Annotated in this window: 22 protein-coding genes; 9 read left to right on the top strand and 13 right to left on the bottom strand. The window is 59.4% G+C overall.

Features of this window, described 5'->3' with window-relative positions; translation table 11 throughout:
- Positions 1 to 100: 100 nt before the first annotated feature.
- Positions 101 to 568, top strand: coding sequence for a cyanase (cynS, locus tag PSH79_RS10990; RefSeq protein ID WP_305442722.1), 468 nt, complete (start codon positions 101 to 103; stop codon positions 566 to 568).
- A gap of 60 nt (positions 569 to 628) precedes the next feature.
- Positions 629 to 1,288 (top strand): carbonic anhydrase, encoded by a 660-nt coding sequence (locus PSH79_RS10985; protein WP_305442720.1) that lies wholly within the window; start codon positions 629 to 631, stop codon positions 1,286 to 1,288.
- Between the two features lie 152 nt (positions 1,289 to 1,440).
- Here PSH79_RS10985 and PSH79_RS10980 read toward each other — a convergent pair whose 3' ends face one another.
- Both PSH79_RS10980 and glsB read right to left on the bottom strand, forming a co-directional pair.
- Positions 1,441 to 2,943, bottom strand: a complete 1,503-nt coding sequence (locus tag PSH79_RS10980) for an aldehyde dehydrogenase family protein (protein ID WP_305442718.1) — start codon at positions 2,941 to 2,943, stop codon at positions 1,441 to 1,443.
- A 201-nt stretch (positions 2,944 to 3,144) separates the two neighbouring features.
- Positions 3,145 to 4,053, bottom strand: a complete 909-nt coding sequence (glsB, locus tag PSH79_RS10975; RefSeq protein WP_187680255.1) for a glutaminase B — start codon at positions 4,051 to 4,053, stop codon at positions 3,145 to 3,147.
- Between the two features lie 139 nt (positions 4,054 to 4,192).
- On the opposite strand from glsB, the gene PSH79_RS10970 reads away from it, so the two are divergent.
- A complete protein-coding gene (locus tag PSH79_RS10970; protein WP_305442716.1) occupies positions 4,193 to 4,681 on the top strand; it encodes a GFA family protein in 489 nt (162 codons plus the stop codon).
- Between the two features lie 284 nt (positions 4,682 to 4,965).
- On the opposite strand, the gene PSH79_RS10960 is transcribed toward PSH79_RS10970, so the two are convergent.
- The 3 genes from PSH79_RS10960 to PSH79_RS10950 form a co-directional block, all read right to left on the bottom strand.
- Positions 4,966 to 6,252, bottom strand: a complete 1,287-nt coding sequence (locus tag PSH79_RS10960) for an ATP-binding protein (protein WP_305442714.1) — start codon at positions 6,250 to 6,252, stop codon at positions 4,966 to 4,968.
- Positions 6,253 to 6,960 carry a response regulator gene (locus tag PSH79_RS10955; protein WP_305443917.1) on the bottom strand — a complete coding sequence of 236 codons (708 nt, stop codon included), beginning with the start codon at positions 6,958 to 6,960 and terminating at the stop codon, positions 6,253 to 6,255.
- 142 nt (positions 6,961 to 7,102) lie between these two features.
- Positions 7,103 to 7,705, bottom strand: a complete 603-nt coding sequence (locus tag PSH79_RS10950) for a tRNA-(ms[2]io[6]A)-hydroxylase (protein ID WP_201238922.1) — start codon at positions 7,703 to 7,705, stop codon at positions 7,103 to 7,105.
- Between the two features lie 159 nt (positions 7,706 to 7,864).
- On the opposite strand from PSH79_RS10950, the gene PSH79_RS10945 reads away from it, so the two are divergent.
- Positions 7,865 to 8,728: a universal stress protein gene (locus PSH79_RS10945; RefSeq protein WP_305442709.1), complete on the top strand. Its 864-nt coding sequence runs from the start codon at positions 7,865 to 7,867 to the stop codon at positions 8,726 to 8,728.
- Between the two features lie 87 nt (positions 8,729 to 8,815).
- On the opposite strand, the gene PSH79_RS10940 is transcribed toward PSH79_RS10945, so the two are convergent.
- Positions 8,816 to 9,286 carry a DUF1289 domain-containing protein gene (locus PSH79_RS10940; protein ID WP_305442707.1) on the bottom strand — a complete coding sequence of 157 codons (471 nt, stop codon included), beginning with the start codon at positions 9,284 to 9,286 and terminating at the stop codon, positions 8,816 to 8,818.
- A 410-nt stretch (positions 9,287 to 9,696) separates the two neighbouring features.
- On the opposite strand from PSH79_RS10940, the gene acnB reads away from it, so the two are divergent.
- Positions 9,697 to 12,306 carry a bifunctional aconitate hydratase 2/2-methylisocitrate dehydratase gene (gene acnB, locus PSH79_RS10935; RefSeq protein ID WP_305443915.1) on the top strand — a complete coding sequence of 870 codons (2,610 nt, stop codon included), beginning with the start codon at positions 9,697 to 9,699 and terminating at the stop codon, positions 12,304 to 12,306.
- Positions 12,307 to 12,595: 289 nt separating this feature from the next.
- Here the strand turns inward: acnB and PSH79_RS10930 are convergent, their stop codons facing one another.
- From PSH79_RS10930 to PSH79_RS10915, 4 genes are all read right to left on the bottom strand, one after another.
- Positions 12,596 to 13,876 carry a serine/threonine transporter gene (locus tag PSH79_RS10930; protein ID WP_305442706.1) on the bottom strand — a complete coding sequence of 427 codons (1,281 nt, stop codon included), beginning with the start codon at positions 13,874 to 13,876 and terminating at the stop codon, positions 12,596 to 12,598.
- A gap of 254 nt (positions 13,877 to 14,130) precedes the next feature.
- Positions 14,131 to 14,301: a hypothetical protein gene (locus tag PSH79_RS10925; protein ID WP_305442705.1), complete on the bottom strand. Its 171-nt coding sequence runs from the start codon at positions 14,299 to 14,301 to the stop codon at positions 14,131 to 14,133.
- A gap of 52 nt (positions 14,302 to 14,353) precedes the next feature.
- Positions 14,354 to 14,548: a hypothetical protein gene (locus PSH79_RS10920; RefSeq protein ID WP_305442704.1), complete on the bottom strand. Its 195-nt coding sequence runs from the start codon at positions 14,546 to 14,548 to the stop codon at positions 14,354 to 14,356.
- A 193-nt stretch (positions 14,549 to 14,741) separates the two neighbouring features.
- The gene (locus PSH79_RS10915; protein WP_370872623.1) at positions 14,742 to 14,975 is read right to left on the bottom strand and encodes a DUF6124 family protein; all 234 of its coding nucleotides are present in this window, start codon (positions 14,973 to 14,975) and stop codon (positions 14,742 to 14,744) included.
- 144 nt (positions 14,976 to 15,119) lie between these two features.
- On the opposite strand from PSH79_RS10915, the gene PSH79_RS10910 reads away from it, so the two are divergent.
- The 4 genes from PSH79_RS10910 (at position 15,120) to PSH79_RS10895 (ending at position 17,997) form a co-directional block, all read left to right on the top strand.
- The gene (locus PSH79_RS10910; protein WP_305442702.1) at positions 15,120 to 15,503 is read left to right on the top strand and encodes a tautomerase family protein; all 384 of its coding nucleotides are present in this window, start codon (positions 15,120 to 15,122) and stop codon (positions 15,501 to 15,503) included.
- Positions 15,504 to 15,936: 433 nt separating this feature from the next.
- Complete coding sequence (locus PSH79_RS10905) at positions 15,937 to 16,416, top strand: DUF4822 domain-containing protein (RefSeq protein ID WP_305442700.1); 480 nt, start codon at positions 15,937 to 15,939, stop codon at positions 16,414 to 16,416.
- A 15-nt stretch (positions 16,417 to 16,431) separates the two neighbouring features.
- A complete protein-coding gene (locus tag PSH79_RS10900; protein ID WP_305442699.1) occupies positions 16,432 to 16,860 on the top strand; it encodes a hypothetical protein in 429 nt (142 codons plus the stop codon).
- A gap of 168 nt (positions 16,861 to 17,028) precedes the next feature.
- A complete protein-coding gene (locus PSH79_RS10895) occupies positions 17,029 to 17,997 on the top strand; it encodes a 2-hydroxyacid dehydrogenase (protein WP_305442697.1) in 969 nt (322 codons plus the stop codon).
- Here the strand turns inward: PSH79_RS10895 and tssA are convergent.
- Genes tssA through PSH79_RS10880 form a run of 3 tightly spaced genes read right to left on the bottom strand, consistent with a single transcriptional unit; the run spans position 17,994 to position 23,655 of the window.
- Positions 17,994 to 19,076 (bottom strand): type VI secretion system protein TssA, encoded by a 1,083-nt coding sequence (gene tssA, locus PSH79_RS10890; protein ID WP_305442695.1) that lies wholly within the window; start codon positions 19,074 to 19,076, stop codon positions 17,994 to 17,996. The two genes, PSH79_RS10895 and tssA, sit on opposite strands and share 4 nt — an antisense overlap.
- The gene (locus tag PSH79_RS10885) at positions 19,073 to 22,894 is read right to left on the bottom strand and encodes a type VI secretion protein IcmF/TssM N-terminal domain-containing protein (protein ID WP_305442693.1); all 3,822 of its coding nucleotides are present in this window, start codon (positions 22,892 to 22,894) and stop codon (positions 19,073 to 19,075) included. The genes tssA and PSH79_RS10885 overlap by 4 nt, the downstream gene beginning before the upstream one ends.
- Positions 22,891 to 23,655, bottom strand: coding sequence for a DotU/TssL family secretion system protein (locus tag PSH79_RS10880; protein ID WP_305442691.1), 765 nt, complete (start codon positions 23,653 to 23,655; stop codon positions 22,891 to 22,893). The genes PSH79_RS10885 and PSH79_RS10880 overlap by 4 nt, the downstream gene beginning before the upstream one ends.
- Positions 23,656 to 23,661 lie beyond the last annotated feature (6 nt).

Raw genomic sequence — 23,661 nt, 5'->3', positions numbered from 1 at the left:
AGGCTTATGCGAAGCATTGTATATGGATCTTGGACGCTATGGATCAATCGGCAGAAGATGAATCCCACACAGCAAGCCAACCCCCGAAAGGAGTGACACCATGCAACAGTCCCACGCCTACAACGACAACAGCCTGGCCCTGACCACCCGTGTTCTCGATGCGAAGGCAGGCAAAAACCTGTCGTGGCAGGATCTCGCCGACGGCACCGGCCTAAGCCTGGCCTTTGTCACCGCCGCCCTGCTCGGCCAGCACCCCCTGCCGGAAAACGCCGCCCAAGTAGTGGGCGACAAGCTGGAACTGGACGCCGCTGACGTCGCCGCCCTCCAGATCATCCCGTTGCGTGGCAGCCTCAGCGGCGTGCCGACCGACCCGACCATCTACCGCTTCCACGAGATGATCCAGATCTACGGCACCACCCTCAAAGCCTTGGTTCACGAGCAATTCGGCGACGGCATCATCAGCGCTATCAATTTCAAACTGGACATCAAGAAAGTCGAAGACCCGGAAGGCGGTTCCCGCGCCGTGGTCACCCTCGACGGCAAGTTCCTGCCCCTGCGTCCGTTCTGATGTGCCCCGGCCCGTACCCCGCGTGCGGGCCCACCGATCTCCATTGAAGAGGACACGCCCATGAAAGCCCTGATCGACGGTTTCCTGAAATTTCAGAACGAAGCCTTCCCGAAACGCACCGAACTGTTCAAACACCTGGCTACCACCCAGCAACCCGGCACCTTGTTCATTACCTGCTCCGACAGCCGCGTGGTGCCGGAACTGCTGACCCAGCAAGAACCCGGCGAGCTGTTTGTGATCCGCAACGCCGGCAATATCGTGCCGTCCTACAGTCCTCATCCGGGCGGGGTGTCGGCGACGGTGGAATATGCGGTGGCGGTGCTTGGCGTGACGGACATTGTGATCTGCGGACACTCCGATTGCGGCGCGATGACGGCGATTGCGAAGTGCAAATGCATGGATCACCTGCCCGCTGTCAGTGGCTGGCTACAGCATGCCGAGTCGGCAAAAGTAGTGAATGAAGCGCGGCCGCATGCCAACGACGCGGCGAAATTGAGTTCGATGGTGCGCGAAAACGTGATCGCGCAGTTGGCGAATATCCAGACCCATCCGAGTGTGCGTCTGGCCCAGGAGAAAGGTCTGCTGAATCTGCATGGCTGGGTGTATGACATCGAGACTGGCTCGATCGATGCGCTGTCCTCGGACCGCCGCACCTTTGTGCCGCTGGCCGAACAACCGGCGGCTTGCGCAGTTCAGGCAAAAACGGCTGACGCTGCCTGATCAAAATCCGCTGAACTGAAGAAGAACCTGCGGCGAGGGGATTTAGCGAGACGTCGCACCGCTCCGATGGGTCGCGAAGCGGCCCCAAGAGATGGGGACTGCTGCGCAGTCCATCGGGGCCCTGCAAAAAGCCATCTCTGTGTTATCGCGGGTCAGCGTTTTACGGTGAGATCGATCTGGGTCATACGGCTGCGTACGGTGAATACACCATCGCCAGACAAAATCGCACTGCGCGCAAACAACCGCCCACTCTCCCAGTTCGAAAGCCCCAGCTCAGGCTTGTTCAACGCGTACTGCCCGTCGACCCAGCGGGTAATGCCATTACCCACGAACGGCGCATTCACCGCGTTATAGAACCGCTCCTGAACCTGCGCCTCTTCGCTGATCAACGACACGGTGAATTGCGGGCTGTAGCGGTTGAACAGCGCAATGGCCTGATCCAGATCGTCAACGATCATCAGGCTGACTTCCGGGGTTTCCTCCCATTCCCACTCGCGACCCAGCTCCGACTCTGCCAGCGGTTCGGCCAGTGCTTCGGTCTGATAACCCTCGGCGCGATAGACCTCGACCGTCGCGTTCTGCCATTCAGCGGGCAGGCAACTTTCGCTGCCTTCGACGATATGCAATTTGCAGCCCTGGCCGCGCGCGGTGCCGGCCTGCTGCAATGCATCGAGGAACAACGGAACCAGCTCGGCGGCGCGCTCGCGCTGAATCAGGCAGACATTCAGGGTGTTGCAGACTTTGCGATCCAGCGAGTTGCGTACCACCGCCGCAAAGCGTTTGGCATCAGCCTCACGATCGGCAATCAACCACGCGCCACCGGTGCCATGCAGGCTAACCGCAGTGCCGGCCTGCTGAGCAATGCTGCCCAGCTGACTGACCGCACGCCCCGACCCGCGGGCCACCGCCAGCGACAAGCGCCGATCGGCAAACATCGCCCAACCGGCGGCGTGATTGACGCTCTCCACCAACGACACCGCCCCCGCCGGCAGACCGGCATCGACCAGCGCCGGGTTCAGCGCGTGCGTGACGATGGCTTGCGCCGTGCCCAGCGCATCGCTGCCAATCCGTAGCACCGCCGTGTTACCGGTGCGCAAGACACCGGCCGCATCGGCAAACACATTCGGGCGACCTTCAAAGACAAACGCAACAATCCCCAGCGGCGAAACCACTTGCTCGACCTTCCAGCCGTCGTGTTCGACGCTGCTGATGACTTTGCCGCGCGTCGCCGGCGCGTCACTCCAGGCGCGCAGGCCGGCAATCATGTCGCGGCGCATGCGCGCGTCGGCGAGCAGACGTGTAGTGGAACGCCCGCGCGCCTTGGCCCGCTCGATATCGGCGAGATTGGCGGCTTCAATCTGTGCCCAGCAATCCGGTGTTTCCAGGCGCTGCGCGAACAGATCGAAGAATTGACTGATCGCCTCATCGGACACCGCCGACAGCGCGGTAAATGCCGCCGCCGCACGTTCGATCGCCACAGAGGCCGCTTGTTGATCGGCGACCGGAATCAGCAACAGCTCGCCACTCACCTGCTCAACCAGCAGGTGGTCACCGGGCTGAAAGCGCGCGGCCAGTTCGGGGCTGACCACGGTGACGCGGTTACCAGCGAAAGGGATCGGCGTGCCAGCAACCAGACGTTCGAGCGCAAGAGACATGAAGCGGATTCACCATGCAGAGGGCGGGCGGAAAATGTATAGGATTCTTCGCTGAAATACACCTTCCGCAAACACCGCTATCCCTGTGGGAGCTGGCTTGGGAGCGATGAGGCCGGCACATTCAACATTGTCGTTGCCTGATCCGCCGCCATCGCTGGCAAGCCTGCTCTCACAGGGTTTTGTGGTGTTCGTCTGATCGGGTCAGAACACCGACCAACCAATCCGCGAACTGAGCATCTCCAGCGCCGCCATCCCTGCCAGCGAATTACCCGCAGCATTCAACTCCGGCGACCACACGCACACAGTGAACTGCCCCGGCACCACCGCGACGATCCCGCCGCCGACGCCACTCTTGCCCGGCAATCCGACGCGATAGGCGAAGTTGCCCGCCTCGTCATACAGTCCGCTGGTGGCCATGATCGAGTTGACCTGCTGGGTCTGGCGGCGCGTCAGAATCTGTTCGCCACTGTGTTTGCAGAAACCGTCGTTGGCCAGAAAGCAGAACGCCCGGGCCAGATCAATGCAGTTCATGCGCAGCGCGCAATGGCTGAAATAGCTGCGCAGAACCGACTCGACGTCGTTGTGGAAATTACCGAAAGACTGCATCAGGTACGCCATCGCCGCGTTGCGCGCACGGTGCTGATACTCGGAATCAGCGACCTTGGCGTCGATCATGACTTGTGGATTGCCCGACAGGCGCCGGACAAAATCACGCATCGACAGGGTCGGTGCGGCGAAGCGCGACTGGTTGATGTCGCAGATTACCAGCGCACCGGCATTGATGAACGGATTACGCGGTCGGCCACGCTCGAACTCCAGTTGCACCAGCGAGTTGAACGGCTGCCCGGATGGCTCATGGCCGAGGCGTTCCCAGATCGCTTCGCCAGAGTGATCGATGGCCTGCACCAGGCTGAACACCTTGGAAATACTCTGCACCGAGAACGGCGTCTCGGCATCGCCGGCAAAATACATCTCGCCGTCGTTGCCATATACGGCGATGCCCAACTGATTGGCCGGCACGGTGCCGAGGGCAGGAATATAGTCAGCCACTTTGCCCTGGCCAATCAGGGGCCGGACAGCGTCCAGGATCTCGTTCAACAGCGCTTGCATGCCGGGTTCCGAAGTCTCGCCCCATGGGATTGCGGGGACACTGGGGCTAGACGCTGCCGACGCGGGTCGAATCACACCGGCGGGTGTCGAGCTAAATGTTCTAGGCTGAAGCGGACATCTTTGCTAACGGAGAGCACCCATGCACCTCGAAGGCTCCTGCCATTGCGGCGAGGTTTCGTTCAGCCTCACCAGCGCCCACCCCTACCCTTATCAACGCTGCTATTGCTCGATCTGCCGCAAGACCCAGGGCGGTGGCGGCTATGCGATCAACCTCGGCGGCGACGCGACCAGCCTCAAGGTTCGCGGGCGCAAACACATCAGCATCTATCACGCACGGATGAAGGACGACGGCGAAAAACGTGCCCATCGCAGCACCGCAGAACGGCATTTCTGTTCACTGTGCGGCAGCGGTTTGTGGCTGTTCAGCCCGGAGTGGCCAGAGCTGATCCATCCTTTCGCCTCGGCCATTGACACGCCATTGCCAGTGCCGCCGGAACACACGCATCTGATGCTGGGGTCGAAAGCCCCTTGGGTCGAAGTCGAGACCAAACCCAAGGATCAGTCATTCGATGTCTATCCCGAAGAGTCCATCGCCCAGTGGCATGAACGCCTCGGCCTGACCGGCTAATCAAGCGGTCCCCCTGCAGGAGCTGCGGCACGCTGCGATCTTTTGATCCGGGTCTTTAAAATCAAAAGATCGCAGCCTTCGGCAGCTCCTACAGAGGTGGGTGTGTTCCTGGCTGTAGCCTTCACAGGCTTTCAATCTGCCGCTGTATGAAGGTCGTTATGGCAAGGTGATCAGCGGGCTGAACAGCCAGTTTGGCGATGGCGATTACCTGCGCACCTGGTGCGGCGTCAGCTCGGCGAAGGCTGGGCGCATGCTCGCGAAAGCGCCGAAACCGACCACGACGATCAATCCAGATGCGCCCAGGTCATGCGAAACGACGCCCCGCCCCAAGGCGAGTCGCCGACCTCGACCTGCCCGCCATGGGACTGCGACACCCGCCGCACCAACGCCAACCCCAAGCCGAAACCACCGGTACGCCGATCCCGGCTGGCATCCAGTCGCGAGAACGGTTCAAAGATCTTCTCCCGCCCATCCACCGGCACGCCCGGCCCGTCATCGTTGACCCGCACTTCGTAGTATTCACCCGTGCGCACCAGCGTCACCTCCACACGCTGCTCGGCATAGCGAATCGCATTGCGCAGCAGGTTGATCACCGCCCGTGCCATGAACCGTGGCTCGATACGTACGGTTTCGATCCGGCAATCGCCAATCAACAACTGCACCCCCGCCGCTTCCGCCTCCAGCGCCACACTGCCGACCACGCTGTCGAGCCAGTTGGCCGCCTGAATGTTCTCGCGCTTGATCACCGTGGCGCCGCGCTCAAGGCTGGCGTAGGTCAGCAGTTCGGAGACCATTTCTTCCAGCTCGCCAAGGTCGGCGTACATATCGGCAATCAGTTCGCGATTCTGGCTGGCGTCCGGAGACTGTTTGAGCTGATCAAGCTCGAACGACAGCCGCGCAATCGGCGTGCGCAGTTCGTGGGACACGGCGTTAGTGAGTTCTCGCTGATTGGCGATCAGGCCTTCGATGCGTGCAGCCATCAGATTGAAGTGCTCGGCCAGATCGCGGATGTTCGAGCGCTTTGACAGCTTGATGCGCACCGACAAATCGTTGTCGCCGAAGCGCTCGGCGGCCAGCCGCAGTTTTTCCAGATCTCGCCAGTGCGGGCGCACCCAGAAGAACAGCACGAAACCGATCATCACCGCGATCATCAGATACGCCGCGGCAATGTAAAACGGCATCAGGCTAGGCTCGGCAGGGAGCCGGATACTGAGCAATTGCGAGCCGCCATCAATTGAACCGATGTAGTGTGTGTACTTGTCACGGATCACCAGCAGCCCTTGAGCCAGCGCGGTTTTTTCCTTGTCGCTCAAGCCCAGTTGTTCGGCGTCAACCAGCGCCAGCCCCGAGCCGTAGTGCGGGCGAATGGCCTCAAGCTGCTTTTCCCGTGCCGGGCCGTCGAGGCCACGCAATAACTCGCTCAGCGTCCAGGCCTGCCCACGCATCGCCTCGCGGTTGTAATCCTCCATCTGATAATCGAGCAGCGCGTCGAATGTGCGCTCGACCGTCTGCAGAGCCAACACCAGCCCCACCGTCATTACCAGAAACAGACCGAGAAATAACCGCAGCATCTACAGCTCCCACGCAAACGGATTGAACAGATAGCCCTTGCCCCACACGGTCTTGATGCACACCGGTTCGCGTGGGTTGTCCTTGAGCTTGTTGCGCAATTTGCTGATGTACACGTCGACGCTGCGGTTCAGCCCATCGAAGGCAATGCCGCGCATGCGGTTGAGGATGTCATCGCGTGAAAGCGTATTGCCGGCCGCACTGGCCAGCAACCACAGCAGCTCGAATTCCATGGTGGTCATTTCGATGATCTCGCCCGCCAGGCGTACCTCGCGACAAGTGCGATCGATGCTCAACTGGCCGAACTCCAGAGAACTGACCACGCCACTGTCCGGCGCCTGCCGCCGCTGCAACGCGCGCAATCGGGCCAGCAATACCGGCGGTTTGATCGGCTTGATTACGTAGTCATCGGCACCGGACTCAAGGCCCAGAATGTGGTCGAGATCGTCTTCCTTGGCGGTCAGAATCACGATCGGCGTGTCCGACACACTGCGGATTTCCCGGCACACGTGCAGACCGCTCTGCCCCGGCAGCATCAGGTCTAGCACCACCACTTTCGGTTTGAACTCATGGAACGCGGCCACGGCCAGATCACCGCGATGCACCGTACACACCTCGTAGCCGTGCTGTTCGAGGAAATGCGCGATCAGTGCGGCAAGGCGCTCATCGTCTTCCACCAGCAGGACTTTGCCAAAACCCAGGTTATCCATAACGACCATTTGCCAAGCCATGTGTGAAGTGGGCGCCATTATGGCGGCAAACATTGCTGTGGCGTTTACAGCGGGCAGCAAAAACCGGCCACTGGGGCCGGTTTTCGGTGATGTTTCATACTCTTAAGAGTTTTTAACAATCTCAGGCAGGTACGCCGCTATGGAAGCGGAATTCCTCATCCGGCGACTCGATCAGTTCCTGCTCGGCCGCTCGCACCTTCTCGATCACCTGAGCGATGTCTTTTGCATCGCCATATTGATAAGCCAGCTTCAGATAACCCTGAAAATGCCGCGCCTCGCTTTTCAGCAGCCCAAAGTAGAACTTGCCGAGTTCTTCATCCAAATGCGGCACCAGTGCTTCGAACCGCTCGCAACTGCGCGCTTCGATAAATGCGCCGACCACCAGCGTATCCACCAGTTTCACCGGCTCATGGCTGCGCACCACTTTGCGCAGACCAGACGCGTATCGGCCGGCATGCAGTTGGCGCAGCTCGATCTTGCGGCGCTTCATGATGCGCATGACCTGTTCGTGGTGCACCAGTTCTTCCCGGGCCAGACGCGACATCATGTTGATCAGATCGACGTGGGAATGGTACTTGGCTATCAGGCTCAGCGCGGTGCTGGCGGCCTTGAACTCGCAGTTCTTGTGGTCGATCAGCAGGGTTTCCTGATCGGCCAGTGCCGCCTGCACCCAGGCGTCGGGTGTGCGGCAGCCAAGGAATTCGTGGATTTCGGGAAGGATCATGAGGCTCACGGTAAAAGGTGTTCGAGCGAAGGTCGCCGATTATACCGGCCTGCCCGCAGACCACCAGCGGCGGGTGTTGATATGCATCAAGTCGCAGGTGTTCAAGCAGCAACTATAGTTGTGCAACGCCGTGCCTTTTCTTTGCTGGAGACTCCGCTCATGCAAGCCATTCGCAGCATTCTGGTGGTCATAGAACCCGAACACTCGGAAAGCCTGGCGCTCAAGCGCGCCAAGTTGATCGCCGGGGTGACCCAGGCCCATCTGCACCTGCTGGTGTGCGACAAGAAGCATGACCACGCCGCCTTGCTCAGCGTGCTCAAAGCTGCGCTGCTGGAGGACGGCTACAGCGTGACCACTGAGCAGGCGTGGAACGAGAGCCTGCACGAAACCATTATTGATGTGCAGCAGGCCGAAGGCTGCGGATTGGTGATCAAGCAGCATTTCCCTGATAGTTCGCTGAAAAAAGCCCTGCTGACCCCGGCGGACTGGAAGCTGCTGCGCCACTGCCCTACTCCGGTGCTATTGGTGAAAACATCTACGTCCTGGAAAGACCGGGTGATTCTGGCCGCTGTCGACGTGGGCAATGTCGACGGAGAGCACCGTCATCTGCACACCACCATCATTGATCATGGCTTTGACATTGCCAGCCTGGCCAAGGGGCATCTGCATGTGATCAGCGCCCATCCGTCGCCGATGTTGTCGGCGGCCGACCCCACACTGCAACTCAGTGAGACCATCGAGGCGCGCTATCGTGAACAGTGCCGGGCGTTTCAGGCGGAATTTGACGTCGACGACGCACATTTGCACATCGAGGAAGGCCCGGCGGATGTATTGATTCCGTTCATGGCGCACAAGCTGCAAGCGGCAGTGACCGTGATCGGCACTGTGGCGCGCACAGGCTTGTCAGGGGTGCTGATCGGCAATACCGCTGAAGTGGTGCTGGATGAACTGGAAAGCGATGTACTGGTGCTAAAGCCGCAGGAGGTTGAGGATCATCTGGTGGAGATGACGGTGAAACACTGAAGATCAAAAGATCGCGGTCTTTGGCAGCTCTTACAGTTGGAACGCAATCCCGTGCAGGAGCTGCCGAAGACTGCAATCTTTTGATGTTCAGGCGCCGAAGGCGTCCTTCAAAAAGCCCGGGGCGATGTAGCGCTGATAATGCGCTTCCGACAGCAGGAAGAATTCCCGATCAATGGCATCGCGCAACTCCGGCAGATTCCAGTCTCGGAACTCCGGCAGCAACACCATTCCGTAGGCATCCAGATTAATGATCACCCTCGCCCCCCGGGCAATCAGCTGGTACGCCCAACAATATTCCGACTGATGCGGCACGAAGCGGATCTTGCGCTGTTCCAGCTGTTGTCGCAGGCGCGCGGGATCGAAAATTTCGACCTTGCCCGCCATCACTTGTGACAGCAATTGCTCCAGCCGCAACCACACCGCACGCTTTTCCTCCTCACCGTAACCATTCCAATGGATCACTTCGTGATGGAAACGCTTGCAGCCACGGCACACCAGATCACCGTAAACAGTGGAGCAGAGGCCGACGCAGGGGGTCTTGATGGTCTGATTGGGCATAAGGTAGGCAAAGGCACTGAAACGCGGAACAGGTCGGCATGTTAGCCCTTTGTCTAACATTCATCACCCCTCAAACATCAGGGACGAACTTACCTTTAATTTTTTTTTGCCGTAGAATCAGCCAGCCTTTTAAGGCGCCAATGTCCGTTAGAAGCTGTTTTCAAAGCGTCACGAGCACAGTCGTTCCTTCAGAGCGGTGTTGGCGAAGGGTTTTTCCAGCGGGGAAAAGCCTTACGCCAACCCTCATCAGCTCCCCGTTCTGCAGGCGTAAAACTTTGAAAGCAGCTTCTGTAAGGAATGGTCGGTAATTCTGGCTAAGTGGCTCACAACGCCACGCAGCGCATGAGTACGACCATTTCGGGATGAGCGTCCCGGACACCCATTTGGGACCACTGATGAGGGTAATAACTGTGCTTGAAGCCTACCGCAAACATATCGAAGAGCGTGCAGCCCTGGGTATCGTTCCCCAGCCGCTTAACGCCGAACAAACAGCAGGCCTGGTCGAGCTGCTGAAAAACCCTCCGGCTGGCGAAGAAGAATTCCTCGTTGACCTGATCACCAATCGCATTCCACCAGGCGTGGACGAAGCCGCTTATGTCAAAGCAGGTTTCCTGTCTGCACTGGCCAAGGGCGAAGTTTCCTCCCCTCTGCTGGACAAAAAACGCGCTGTAGAACTGCTCGGCACCATGCAGGGCGGCTACAACATCGTGACCCTGGTTGACCTGCTGGACGACGCCGAACTGGCGCCAGTCGCCGCCGCGCAACTCAAGCACACCCTGCTGATGTTCGATGCGTTCCACGACGTGGCCGAAAAAGCCAAGAACGGTAACGCTCACGCCCAAGCCGTTCTGCAATCCTGGGCTGACGGCGAGTGGTTCAAGAACCGTCCGACCCTGGCCGACAAGATCAGCCTGCGCGTCTTCAAGGTAACTGGCGAAACCAACACCGACGACCTGTCCCCTGCCCCAGACGCCTGGTCGCGTCCAGATATCCCGCTGCACGCCCTGGCCATGCTGAAAATGGCTCGCGACGGCATCGTTCCTGATCAGCAGGGCGCCATCGGCCCGATGAAGCAGATCGAAGAAATGCGCGGTCAAGGCTTCCCGATCGCCTACGTCGGTGACGTGGTCGGTACCGGTTCCTCGCGTAAATCGGCGACCAACTCGGTGCTGTGGTTCTTCGGCGACGACGTGCCTTACGTGCCGAACAAGCGCGCTGGCGGTTTCTGCTTCGGCAGCAAAATCGCTCCGATCTTCTACAACACCATGGAAGATGCCGGCGCACTGCCAATCGAGTTCGACGTTTCCAACATGAACATGGGCGACGTGATCGACCTGTACCCGCATGCTGGCAAAGTCTGCAAGCACGGTACCGACGAAGTCCTGACCACCTTCGAAATGAAGACCCCGGTTCTGCTGGACGAAGTCCGCGCCGGCGGCCGTATCCCGCTGATCATCGGCCGTGGCCTGACCGAGAAGGCTCGCGCCGAACTGGGTCTGCCACCGTTCGATCTGTTCAAGAAGCCTGAAGCACCGGCTGAAAGCACCAAGGGTTTCACCCTGGCGCAGAAAATGGTCGGCAAGGCTTGCGGTCTGGCAGAAGGTCAAGGCGTTCGTCCTGGCACCTACTGCGAACCGAAGATGACCACCGTAGGTTCTCAGGACACCACCGGTCCAATGACCCGTGACGAACTGAAAGACCTGGCGTGCCTGGGCTTCTCCGCTGATCTGGTGATGCAGTCGTTCTGCCACACCGCGGCTTATCCAAAGCCGATCGACGTGACCACCCACCACACCCTGCCTGACTTCATCATGACCCGCGGCGGCGTTTCCCTGCGTCCGGGCGACGGCATCATCCACTCGTGGCTGAACCGCATGCTGCTGCCGGACACCGTTGGTACCGGTGGTGACTCGCACACCCGTTTCCCGATGGGCATCTCGTTCCCGGCCGGTTCCGGCCTGGTTGCGTTCGCCGCAGCCACTGGCGTTATGCCGCTGGACATGCCGGAATCGATCCTGGTGCGCTTCAAAGGCAAAATGAAACCTGGCATCACCCTGCGTGACCTGGTTCATGCCATTCCTTACTTCGCTATCCAGAACGGTCTGCTGACCGTCGAGAAGAAAGGCAAGAAAAACGCCTTCTCCGGCCGCATCCTGGAAATCGAAGGCCTGGAAGGTCTGACGCTGGAACAGGCTTTCGAACTGTCCGACGCCTCGGCCGAACGTTCCGCTGCCGGTTGCACCATCAAGCTGTCGAAAGAGTCGATCACCGAGTACCTGAACTCCAACATCACCCTGCTGCGCTGGATGATCGGCGAAGGCTACGGCGATGCACGTACTCTGGAACGTCGCGCTCAAGCGATGGAAGCCTGGGTTGCCAACCCTGAGCTGATGGAAGCCGATGCCGACGCCGAATACGCCGAAGTCATCGAAATCGATCTGGCCGACATCAGCGAGCCTGTACTGTGCGCGCCGAACGACCCGGACGACGCCCGTCTGCTGTCCAGCGTTGCTGGCGAGAAGATCGACGAAGTGTTCATCGGTTCGTGCATGACCAACATCGGTCACTTCCGCGCTGCCGGTAAGTTGCTGGATCAGGTCAAAGGTCAGCTGCCAACCCGTCTGTGGCTGTCGCCGCCGACCAAGATGGACGCTCACCAACTGACCGAAGAAGGCTACTACGGCATCTACGGCAAGGCCGGCGCACGCATGGAAATGCCAGGCTGCTCGCTGTGCATGGGTAACCAGGCACGCGTTGAGCCGAACAGCACCGTGGTGTCGACTTCGACCCGTAACTTCCCGAACCGTCTGGGCGACGGCGCGAACGTCTACCTGGCTTCGGCCGAGCTGGCGTCCGTTGCTTCGATCCTGGGTCGCCTGCCGACCGTCGAGGAGTACATGGAATACGCTGGCAAGATCGACAGCATGGCGGCCGATATCTACCGCTACCTGTCCTTCGACCAGATCGCCGAGTTCCGTGAAGCTGCAGCGAACGCCAACATTCCGGTCGTTCAAGCCTAACGTTACAACGCAATAAAAAACGCCGCCCATCGCGAGATGAGCGGCGTTTTTTTATGCCTGCTGAATAGTCAGCGCCTGTCCCGGTCTCATCGCTGGCAAGCCAGCTCCTGCAGTGTTTTGTGTAATGCCCACCATTGTGCAGACACCTGTAATCACTGTGGGAGCTGACTTGCCAGCGATAGCGGCGTGTCAGGCGACATCACCTCTGATGGTCGCCAGACAAACGAAAAAAAGCCGCTGCACACATCGTGTGCAGCGGCCTCTGTTGCTGCAATCTCTTGAGCTTGCTTTACAGCGACAGCTTGTAAACCAGTGCCGAGATAGCCACCAGACCAACAGCCGTCACAAACACGTTCGACGCCTGACCACGAAAACGGGCCATTGCCGGTACTTTGCGAATCGCGTACATCGGCATCAGGAACAGAATCGCTGCGATCACCGGACCACCAATGGTCTCGATCATGCCCAGAATGCTTGGGTCCAGAGTCGCGACGATCCAGCAGATCACCAGCATGAACGCCGCCACCATGCGATCCAGCGCCTTGGCGCCCGGGCGCTTGCCGCTCTTGATGATCAGGCCTTTCAGACCTTCGCTGGCACCGATGTAGTGACCGAGGAACGATTTGGAGATCGCCACGAACGCAATCAACGGCGCCGCGAAAGCGATGGTCGGGTTGCTGAAGTGGTTAGCCAGGTACGACAGGATCGAAAGGTTCTGATCCTTCGCTTGCGCCAGTTGCTCGGGCGACAGGGTCAGCACGCAACTGAACACGAAGAACAACACCATCACCACCATCAACAGGTGGGCGCGGCACAGAATCTGTGAGCTGCGCTGGTCAGCGTTGTCGCCATAACGACGCTTCTGATCCACCGCAAACGCCGAAATGATCGGCGAGTGGTTGAACGAGAACACCATCACCGGAATCGCCAGCCAGAGCGTGTGCAGCAACACCGACGGTGGTGGCACTTGCGAAGCGGTGGCGAGGATGCCGCCGTTCCAGTGAGGAATCAGGTACACCGCCAGAAACAGCAGCGCGACGATGAATGGATAGACCATCAGGCTCATCGCCTTGACGATCGCCTGCTCGCCGCAACGCACCACCGCCAGCAGACCGAGGATCAGCACAAACGACAAAATCGCCCTTGGTGGTGGCGTGATGTGCAGTTGATGTTCGAGGAAGCTGGCGACCGTGTTGGTCAGGCCGACGCTGTAGATCAGCAGGATCGGGAAGATGGCGAAGAAGTACAGCAGCGTGATTAATGCACCGGCCTTGATGCCGAAATGCTCCTCGACCACATCCGTGATGTCGGCGCCTTCGCGACCGGAGAGCACGAAGCGGGTCAGGCCACGGTGTGCGAAGAACGTCATCGGGAACGCCAGCAACGTGAGGATCACCAGCGGCCAGAAGCCACCCAATCCTGCGTTGATCGGCAAATACAGGGTGCCGGCGCCGATGGCCGTCCCAAACAGTCCCAACATCCAGGTGGTGTCCTGGCGATTCCAGCTCGAAAGTTCAGCGGGTGCTGCTGCATCAAAGCGTTGATCAACGCTTTTGGCCTGATCATTCATCCGGTCGGATCTCCGCATTCCGGTCACTTGCCACTCGGTCAGGACGCGTCGGAAAAAACCGACAGACATGCTCCGGCCGAAACAGGGGCGCGATTCTCCGCGATAAATGAGCAGAAGCAAAGACTTAGCTGAGGAATGGTTGTGCGGAGCAGATCTGATGGGTGTCGTTTTTGGTGAAATAGCTGTCGGCTACTGGCATGTTAAGTGTCGTTTTCCGGCAAGCACCGGCGCCGCTTCTGGCCGGGATAACTTGATCAGATTGATCGAGCCAGGATGAATCCAAGTGACATGCAAAAGATCCCGAACCCGAGCATCCCCCAGATCGGATACATATCGCCCTTGTTCTTGAGGTGCATTCTTTCCTCCCACTCATCGTGCTCTCGTTCCAGTTCTTCCATTCTGGCCTTGCGGTCATAGGCGCTCATATTTGATTTTCCTTTTTAGGTCACGGGTCTGACTGTGGTGAAACGTGAACACTCACAACTTGAAAAAAACACCTGCTACCGCAGCGATCGCAGTCACTAGACCTCCTACTAATGCGAGCGGGTATAAATTCGTTTCCCTGTTTAGTTTTTTTGCTTCCGCCAGAAGCTTTTTTCTCTCGGCGATGAGTTTGCTCGTTTCATTTTGGAGCCTCTCGAGTTCCAGATTTTCCCGATCGTCCTGAAGCATTCGCCTTCCTTGGCTGTTGGCAGTGACTACTCAAGCTGCTTTTGTGCCGCTTCATGGTTTCGTATTCATCACCTGCCGGATAGCGGACGAATCCGGCGGATTTGTAGGCAAAATCCGGAAGTCGGGTAGGCAGCCTCATACAAAGCCGCAATAGAAACGGCGGCGGGATCAAATGCCCCGCCGCCGCTTGGGTCTACTCCGTCGGCACCCATTTATCGAGCACTTGATTGACCGCCAACTCGGCCAGCATCACGTTCTGCGCAATGCACAGCAACGTTTGGCGGTGAGTGCCTTCAAGCAGTGCGGCGAAGTAGTTAAGCATGACGTTGGCCAAGCCAAGGATTTCGCTGGCGTCGGCCAGCAAGGCTTCGCTGCCGACGGCCGGGTTGGCCATGTACAGGCGATTGCGGCCGAAGGGCGCGGTCATGATCTCGCCGCAATCGTGAGCCAAGCATAAATCCCTGTAGGAGCTGGCTTGCCAGCGATGGCGTCCGCCCAGGCACCGGATGCATCAAATCCGGCAAAAATGGTCTAGCGTGAATGAGTCCCCTGCCCCACGGAGTCTCTGCCCATGCCCCTCGTTCGCGTCGACATCAGACGAAACCCCGACCCCACCTTCGCCAAGCGCGTCGGCGAACTCATCTACGCCGCACTGCGCAGTTCGATTGATGTACCAGAGCACGACAATTTTCAGGTCCTCGCCGAACACGACGGCCAGCACTTGATCTACGACCCGCAATACCTCGGCATAGCGCGCACTGACGGCGTGGTGTTCATCCAGATCACCCTCAGCGAAGGGCGCACCTCGGAGAAGAAACAACTGCTGTTCAAAACCATCGCCGAAAGCCTCAACACGCAACTGGCAGTGCGCCTGGAGGACGTGTTCATCAATCTGGTGGAAGTGAAGAAGGAAAACTGGTCATTCGGCAACGGCGTCGCCCAATACGCAACCTGATTGCCCCCCCACAACGCTACAGCCATTTGTGCCGCACGCTCGATTATTGACAGGGAGGTCGGCCGAGTCGACGTTCCAGGCAGCCGCCCCCGCAAGTCGACACGACTTCACTTGGGGCGGCTGCGTCAATCAGAAATTTGTTACCACATTCGCCATCCTACAAAACTGTGTCGTTAATTAGTTTCACCGGTTACGCAAATGTCAGAACACAGCGACAACTTTATACACAAACTTAAATACTTCAGAATATTCCTACAACTTACACAACCCAAACAAACCGCCACAAAATATTACTTAAAATCAAATAACCCGTATTTGTTACAAGCAACTGCACAACCATTGAAGACCCCTTCATATCAGGTCTATATTTTCCACGCTCTGAATTCGAACAACCAATAACAAACGACTTTCAAGTTTGATAAAGAGGAACAGCATGAAAACGAAAACGATGACCGGCCTGCTGTTGGCCGCACTATTATTCACTACCTTTGCCAACGCCGATGTCCGGCAACTGGCCTCCTCACCCCGATGGCTGACCACCAAGGTCTATATCGACGGTGCCCCTGAAACCGACGTCAAAGCGATGTACCCCGGCGTCGTTGGCATATCGACGTGGGATCCCGAGCGTAATCGTTATGAATTCTTTTACACCGACACGGGCGAGTCCAAGTACAACACGGGTGGCGGCGGTTTTTTCTTTGTTACCGGCGATCAGAAGCAGCACGTTCTAGTACCCGATATCGGCCCGACCAAGACAATTGTCAGGCGCCTGGAAACATTGAATAACCGTGAATTCACTTATTCCAGGGAAGTGCCTCGCGGCATGGTCGAGAACAAACCCCTCGTACGTATCTATGTCGTTCACGCACCCTATACCGGCACAGTCGAAACCCGATCCGCTCTGAATCAATAAAACCAGGAGCTCACGATGCAAAATCCAGTTAAAACCCTGCTGATATCAACGTTGCTGATCTCTTCGGTCTATTGCACCGGCGTCAGCGCACAAGCCGCCACCCAACCGGCAAAAAATGCCGTCGCCACTGCAGACAACGCCATGATGCTGACCGTGTTTCTGAAACATGATCAGACACGTCCATTGAGTGAACTCAAGGCTCAACTGGCTCAACAAGGCTTTTACAAGACATTCCCCCCGGCCGGGGTCGAAGTCATAAGCTGGAACATCATGATGGGGATCGGGCAAGTGGTCACCGTGCGCTTCCCGGCCTCTCGACTGGCGGAGGTCAATCTCGCGCTGGAAAACACCGCGTGGGGCAGTTACCGGACTGAGTTCTATCCGACCTATGATTTCAAGCCGATTGCCCTGGCCGAACAAACCAAAGCGCAAACAGCCCAATGACCCTGGCAGCACACTGGATAGCCGGTGTGCTGCTAACCTTGCTTCTTGCTTGAAGCCGTCCAGACTCAAAGCACACTGCGTGAACCACGACCATTGCCAACCCGCCCCGGAATCAGCACTCTGAACCACTTTTGATGTGCCGACGCCAACGATCACAGGAGCCACGCAATGCCCGCAACCGTTCTGGTACTCGTTGAAACCATCAATGATTACCTGCCGATTCTCGAGCATCAGGGCTTTCACCTGATCCTCGCCCCCACGCCTGCCGAGCGTGCGCAAGCCATCGCTACCCATGGCTCACGCATCGACGCGGTGCTGACCCGTGGCCCTTTAGGGCTGACCGCCGACGAAATCGCCGTCCTGCCCGCGCTGAAAATCATCACCGTGATCGGTGCCGGTTACGAACAGGTCGATCTGCAAGCCGTCAGTGATCGCGGAATCATCGTGACCAACGGCGCCGGGGTCAACGCGTCTTCGGTGGCTGACCATGCGATGGCCATGTTGTTGGCGCTCGTGCGTGATATTCCGCGCTGCGATGCAGCCGTGCGTCGAGGCGAATGGCCGAAAATCATGCGACCATCGCTGGCCGGTAAACGCCTGGGCATTCTCGGCCTCGGTGCGGTAGGCGTGGCGATTGCCAAACGTGCCAACCTCGGATTCGACATGCAGGTCAGCTACCACAGCCGTCAGGTGCGCAGCGATGTGCCGTACGCGTTTTGCTCGACACCGACTGAACTGGCGCGGGCCTCGGACTTCCTGATAGTTGCGACACCGGGCGGGATCGGCACCCAGCATCTGGTGACCCGTGCGGTGCTCGATGCACTCGGCCCGACAGGTTTCATCGTCAACATCGCCCGGGCCAGTGTGATTGCTACGGCGGATCTGATCAGCGCGCTTGAGCAACGGCGCATTGCCGGGGCCGCACTGGATGTCTTCGACCATGAGCCGCAAGTGCCGCAGGCGCTGAAAGCCCTGAGCAATGTGCTGCTCACGCCCCACGTTGCCGGTCTCTCGCCGGAAGCCACGCAAGCCACGGTGGAGCTGGTGGGGGAAAACCTGGTGGCGTTCTTTTCCGGGCAACCGGTGCTGACGCCGATCCAGTTACCGCCAAAACTCAGCAGCCAACGCGTTCACTAAAGTACGCCGAGCAACGTCCATAAGCGCCGCGATTCTGCGTCGGCGCTGATCAGCTCACCGAGCAATTCGCTCAGCGGTTTGTTGCCCCACTCGACCCCGCGCCGGATCAGATACGGCACCGGACTGTGGGGTTCGGTGCGCGCGAGGTATTCGGCGATCAACAACAGTTGGCGATACGCCTCTTCGCGATTGGCCGGCTCACGAAAGGCCAAAGCTATCGGCGCGGGTTCTTCTGGCTGCACGACGGCGACGGGTGCTTCGACCAACGGCGGTGGCGGTGCCGGTTGTTGTGGGTGCATGGCGATAAACTCCTGGACCAGTTTCAGCAATGCCTGAATGGTGTCCTGCAAGGGACGCAATCCCGGCGCCTGAGCCCCCAGAAAGGCATCGCTCCAAGTGTCCAGCCGTTGCAGGTGTTGCAGGCTCAGCAGCAGATTGCCCTGGGTACGCAGCCAGAACGCCAGCGGCGTGGCGCGGATCTGCTCATTGAGTTTTTTCTGTTCATTGCGCGCGGTTTCCGCCGAGGTCTTGGCGTTCTTGCTGTCGTTGGCCTGCACCTGCTGAACCTGCAAACGCCGCCAGACCTCCAGGGTGTAGGCCTCGAAATCGCTGTTGCGGCTGCCGAACAACGGCACCCGAGTAAGCAATATTTCACTGTACCGGCGCACCAGCCATTCCAATGGAATCACCCGCCACGACTGGTCGCCGTCCTCGGCCTGCGGGTGCAGGTGCTCGGGAAAGCGCTCACACAATCCGGCGACCAGCGCCAGACTGCCGGGCAGCCCGTCCAGCGCTTGCAGGTGTAGCCACGCTTCGCCGAGCCAGGCGCTGAGCATCAGGTCCTTGCTGCGTTCCAGCAACAAAGTCGTGGTGAGTTTTTCGACGTCAGGCCAGTTCGCGCGCTTGAGCGTCGATTGCCAGACGCCGGTCGGCAGGCTGGCGTCGTCTTCACGACGCAGGTCGCGCAACTGGTCGAACTCACGTTCATAGCGCAGATCGACGCCGCACGGTGCGTCCGCGCTGATCGGCGTGAGCAACTGGTCAATCAAGTCCGGTAACGTTGTCGATGGCAGGCTCACAAGTCCTCCTTCTGCGATTCAAGGGCGGCGGTGCTGCCAGTTACCTGAAACGGTGAGCGTGGCGCGCGGGTCGGTAATGGTGCAATCGACAGGGGCAATTTCGAGCCCTGACTCATCAGCGACAGGCGCACGAACATCCGCGTAAATTCGCTGGTGACGCTGTCTGGCGCCCCGGTTACCGGCAAACGCAAGGTCAGCGGGAAATCGGTGTAATCCACATTTGGCTGACGCTGCACCGAGTAATGCGCGCGCATCAGGCGCAGCAACGACCACGGCCCGCCGTACTCCCAACCGGCTTCCAGATCACGCACCACGAGGTTCGGTTGCAACGGATCATTGACCGGACGCTCCTTGCCGTTACGTGCCCAGCGCAGGGTCAGACGAATCGGTTGGCCGACCATCCAGCGCAGGTTCGGTTGCTCGGCGGCCGGGTAGTTGATCTGTTGATTACCGGCGAGCAGGCCCCAGGCAATCACCTGATCGGCGCCCTGCTCATCATCGCGATCGGTGCGCCAGCGCACGTCCAGTTCGACGCCGAGGATGCCGCTCTTGTCGCGCACGAACAGCGGCGTCAGCCAAGTGCTGGCCTGCTTCAAGCGGTTGAGAAAATCCGCCGCCGCCAGGCGTTCCGGAGTCTGGTTGGTGACCAGGCCGGCCTGGGCGACCGGCAGACGTTTGTCGATCAACTGCAGAAAATATTCAACCCGCGCCGGATCGGCATCCTGCATCTGCACGCCGTTGGCAAACGGGAAGCGATCGGCCAGGTATTGATTGAAGTAGTTGGCCAGTTCATTCCACGCCGCGGCGGCCTGTTGCACTTGCAGTGTCTGGCAACGCTGCATCGCCTCCTGTTGCAGCTCCACCGCGCGCATCGCCAAGGTGCCGCGTCCACTCGCAAGGTTGACGGTCTGCAACATTTGCAGGCAGGAATTGACGTCCATCTCGATGAAGTCACGGCTGACCAATTGTTCGATCTGTGCCGGCGGACTGGCCGGGTTGGCCTCCTTGTATTTGCGCAGTTCGTCGGCGAGCGCACTGAACTGCGTCACGCGCTCATAGTCCAGCGCCGACAGATTGGGCTGCTGCGTCATCAGCCACTGCAACGACGAAGTCCGCCGCTCAGTGATACCGAGCATGGTGTTGAACTGCTGCTTGAGACTCAGTTTCAGATCCTGCACATCGCTGGCACCGAACAGTTCCAGACCGAGGTTTTTCGAGCCGTCCCACTGGCTGATTTCAGCACGCCCGCCGAATAGCGGTTGCGCGGTGACTTCATCCAGACCACCAACAATTTGCGCCATGGCGCGGCGGTTAAGGGCCGTTTGCAGGCGCGTGGCGAGGTCCGTGCGATGCACCTCGACGAAGGCCTTTTGCAGGGCCATGGCTTGCTCGGCCTGCACGTTGAACACGGCGTAAGGATGCGCCTGATCGTTGTGATCCTTGAGGCTCAACCACATCGCCTCGGCGGCGGCGCGCTCGGCGGCCTTGAGCACCGCAACGCGATAATCCGGCGGAATACGTGGCAGTTCTTCGGCGATGTAGCTGTTGTAATCGGCGAAATACTTCAGCGATTCATTGAGGTCATCGCCGTCCACGGTCTGGCCTTGCATATTGACGTTGTCTTCGCTGGCACGCAGGGCGACTGAAACGAAGTCACGTTTGAACAGCGCCTGTATTGCGCTATCGAGCTTCACCACTTGATCTTGCAAGGCCAGTTGCCCGCTGGCTTGCTGCACCAACAGGTTGTCCCGCGAGCCGATCTGGGCGATCCATTGATCGCGAAAACTCTGCTGCAAGCGAGACGCTTGCGTGTCGAGGTCTTGTTGGACTTGCACGCCCAACAATGTGCTCTTGCCCACCTTGGCCAGGAAATCACCATAACCCGGCACCAATTCCTGCCCCTTGCCACGGCTCCACGTCGCATTGGTCAGGGCAATCGCCGCTTGCAGATCGTCGACCAGCGCGGTCAGGTCTTCAAGATCGCGCAGGCTGTTGCCACTGCCGGCCTCCAGTTGATCCAGGTGCAATTTGAGGTAGCCGGCCTTGCTGACAAAGTTGTCGGCGAGGAAGTACTGATCCAGCCAGCGCTGCATCAATCCGGAAAAGTTGCTGACGATCAGCGGCCGGTCGACGCTCAGGTCAAGCGCCTGCAAGCTGCCGTCTTCGTCCGCCACCAGCAGCCGATTGTAGAAGTTCGCGTAGGGCAAGGTCCCGGTGTTGAGGTTCAGCGACAGCGCGTTGTTGCTCAGTTGCACCAAGTCATCCAGTGGAGCGCGCTGATTGTTTTGCACCTGATTGAACAACTGATTCTGCTGCTCCAATCGCAGCGCCCGATCCACCAGACCGGTCGCCTTCAGATAGTTCTGCCACTGCGCCGGGTCGTCGCTTTCGACACTGCTGCGCCGGTCGGTGCTGCGGATCGCCTTGATCTGCGCCAGTTCCGCGTTCAGCAGGTCATGCAGCGGCACCACCATATGGCGCTGAGTGGACTGCAAAACTTCCTGTTCGATTTGGTTGTCGAGCGAGGAAAACCAAGACGTCGGGAAAACCAGCGAGGCATAGTTCCAGTGCGGGGCGCGTTCCAGTACCCGCCAGAAGGTCTGCACGTTGCGCCGGGTCGAGTCGATCCGCTGCGCCTCATCGCTGATTGCCACATAGCCCTTTTGCGCGCCTTGCATCTGCCGCGCCAGTTCGTGGGCATCCTTGACCGACGCGTGCCAGACCCACAGCATCGCCACCGCCCAGACCACTCCAACCACCAGCGCGACCCCGGCGGTCAGCCGTTGCCAGCGCTGGCGCAGACGCAACAGGCGCGGCACGCTGTGCGCCAAACCTCGCTCACCGACCAGGCGCTGGCGCCACAACTGCCGGGCAAACGCGCTGCGCTGCAAGCCGCTGTCGTCCACGGCAAAACCGTCCTGCGCCTCTTCACCGGCCACGTTGGCGGTGAAATACACGCCACGAAAACACGGCGCTTCCCCTTGCGCATTGCCCTGAAACACCGGCTCCAGCACGTTCTGCAAACCGCGACGCAAGGTCTCCAGACGATCCGGCAAGGCATACAGATCCGCACTCAGCTGCCCGGACAAGGTGCCGATTTCGATCACCGCCTCAGCCACGGCCCGGTGCAGGCGATCCAGTGCCTGATCGCTCCACTGACCCTGCCAGACGGCATCGCGCGCGTAGGGTGAAGACCAGCCAAAAGTGGCTTCGCGGGCCTCTTCCGGCAAGGCGCTGATCAGTTCCTGAAACCCCGGCAATTCCTCAAGCCCGGTCACAATCACGTACACTGGTACGCTGAGCCCGAAGCGTTGCAGCAGGTCGATGAAGCGCCGGCGAGCAGCCAGCCCCAACTGTGTTGCTTGCTCAAGATTGCTCAGCCGACTGGCCGGTACAGTCCAAATCACCGCGTCCAGCGGCCGCTTGCTGCGTAGCCGCAAGATCAGGCCCAGCAGCCGCCACCAACTGCCGCGCTGCAAATGCATGCCATCGTCCGGCAGAAACAACGCCTGCGGCACCACCAGCACCGCGCCTTCGGGGTCCGACCACCAGCGCCCGAACCACGCCGGTTTATCGGTGGGTTGCAGGCGCCATTCCGTCACCAGTTGTGTGCCCTGCACTTCGTCGCCGAGCATCAGCAGCCATGGAAGCTGATAACGGTCAAGATTGCCCTGGTCACGCTCCATATGGCGCACGGACGCATAGAAACTTCGGATCGCCGCGCCACTCTGGGTGCGCAACCACCACACTGCCACGCCGATGATCACCAGCAACAACAGCAACGCGACGACCCATGCGACGATCGTCAGTGGGCTCATGAGCCTTGCTCCGGCGCGCTGACTACATCGTCGCTCTGCAATACCGGCGCCAGTTCCTGGCCGATGTCACGCCACAACCAATGCCCGAGCGCAGTCAACAACACCACCATGGCGAGAATGCCCAGGGTCAGTCGCAAGCCATCCGGCAGCGCGGTGCGTACCGGCAACTGCAACGGTGTGGCCAGCGAGGGTTGTACCAACCGGCGGCTGACGTCGGCGTAGTTGGCTTCGTCTTGCCAAGCGAAGTTGAACAACGCCAGCCGCCATTTTTCCAGTTGCGCCTGGCTGTGTTCACCGCGCAGACGGCCGTGGAAACCGAGAATCAGGCACTGTAAATACACGTTGGCCAGATCGCGGGTGGTCGGTTGTTGTTCGTCGAGAAGGGTTTGAATCGCCGCCGGCAGTTGCTCGCCGGCCTGACGGCTGGAGTACAGGCGCGATTCCAGCGGCTTATCCTGCCAGGCGCCCTGCCCCGGCCACGGCGTGAAGAGCAGGGTTTCGTCGACGAGCGCAACGAACGCATAGACCAGTGCCTTGACCTGTTCGGTTGCCGAGTCACCGACCCGCGAATACGCGGTGCGCCACAAGCGTTGTGAAGCCTGGGTAGACAACTCGACCACAGTCTCGACCAGCGCCGCTTCGTCCTCGCTGTCCTTGGGCAACTGCAACCAGTCCTGCTGCCATTGCTGCCACGTCTGGCGGAACGCGCTGCTCAACGGTGCGTCCTGCAGGCACAGGCTTGCGGCACTTCCTTGCGACATACGGCG

Source organism: Pseudomonas sp. FP2196 (assembly GCF_030687715.1).
In the GTDB taxonomy this organism is placed as follows: domain Bacteria; phylum Pseudomonadota; class Gammaproteobacteria; order Pseudomonadales; family Pseudomonadaceae; genus Aquipseudomonas.
Note: the sequence above shows the minus strand (reverse complement) of the source record. Positions and strands in the feature narration are given on the sequence as shown.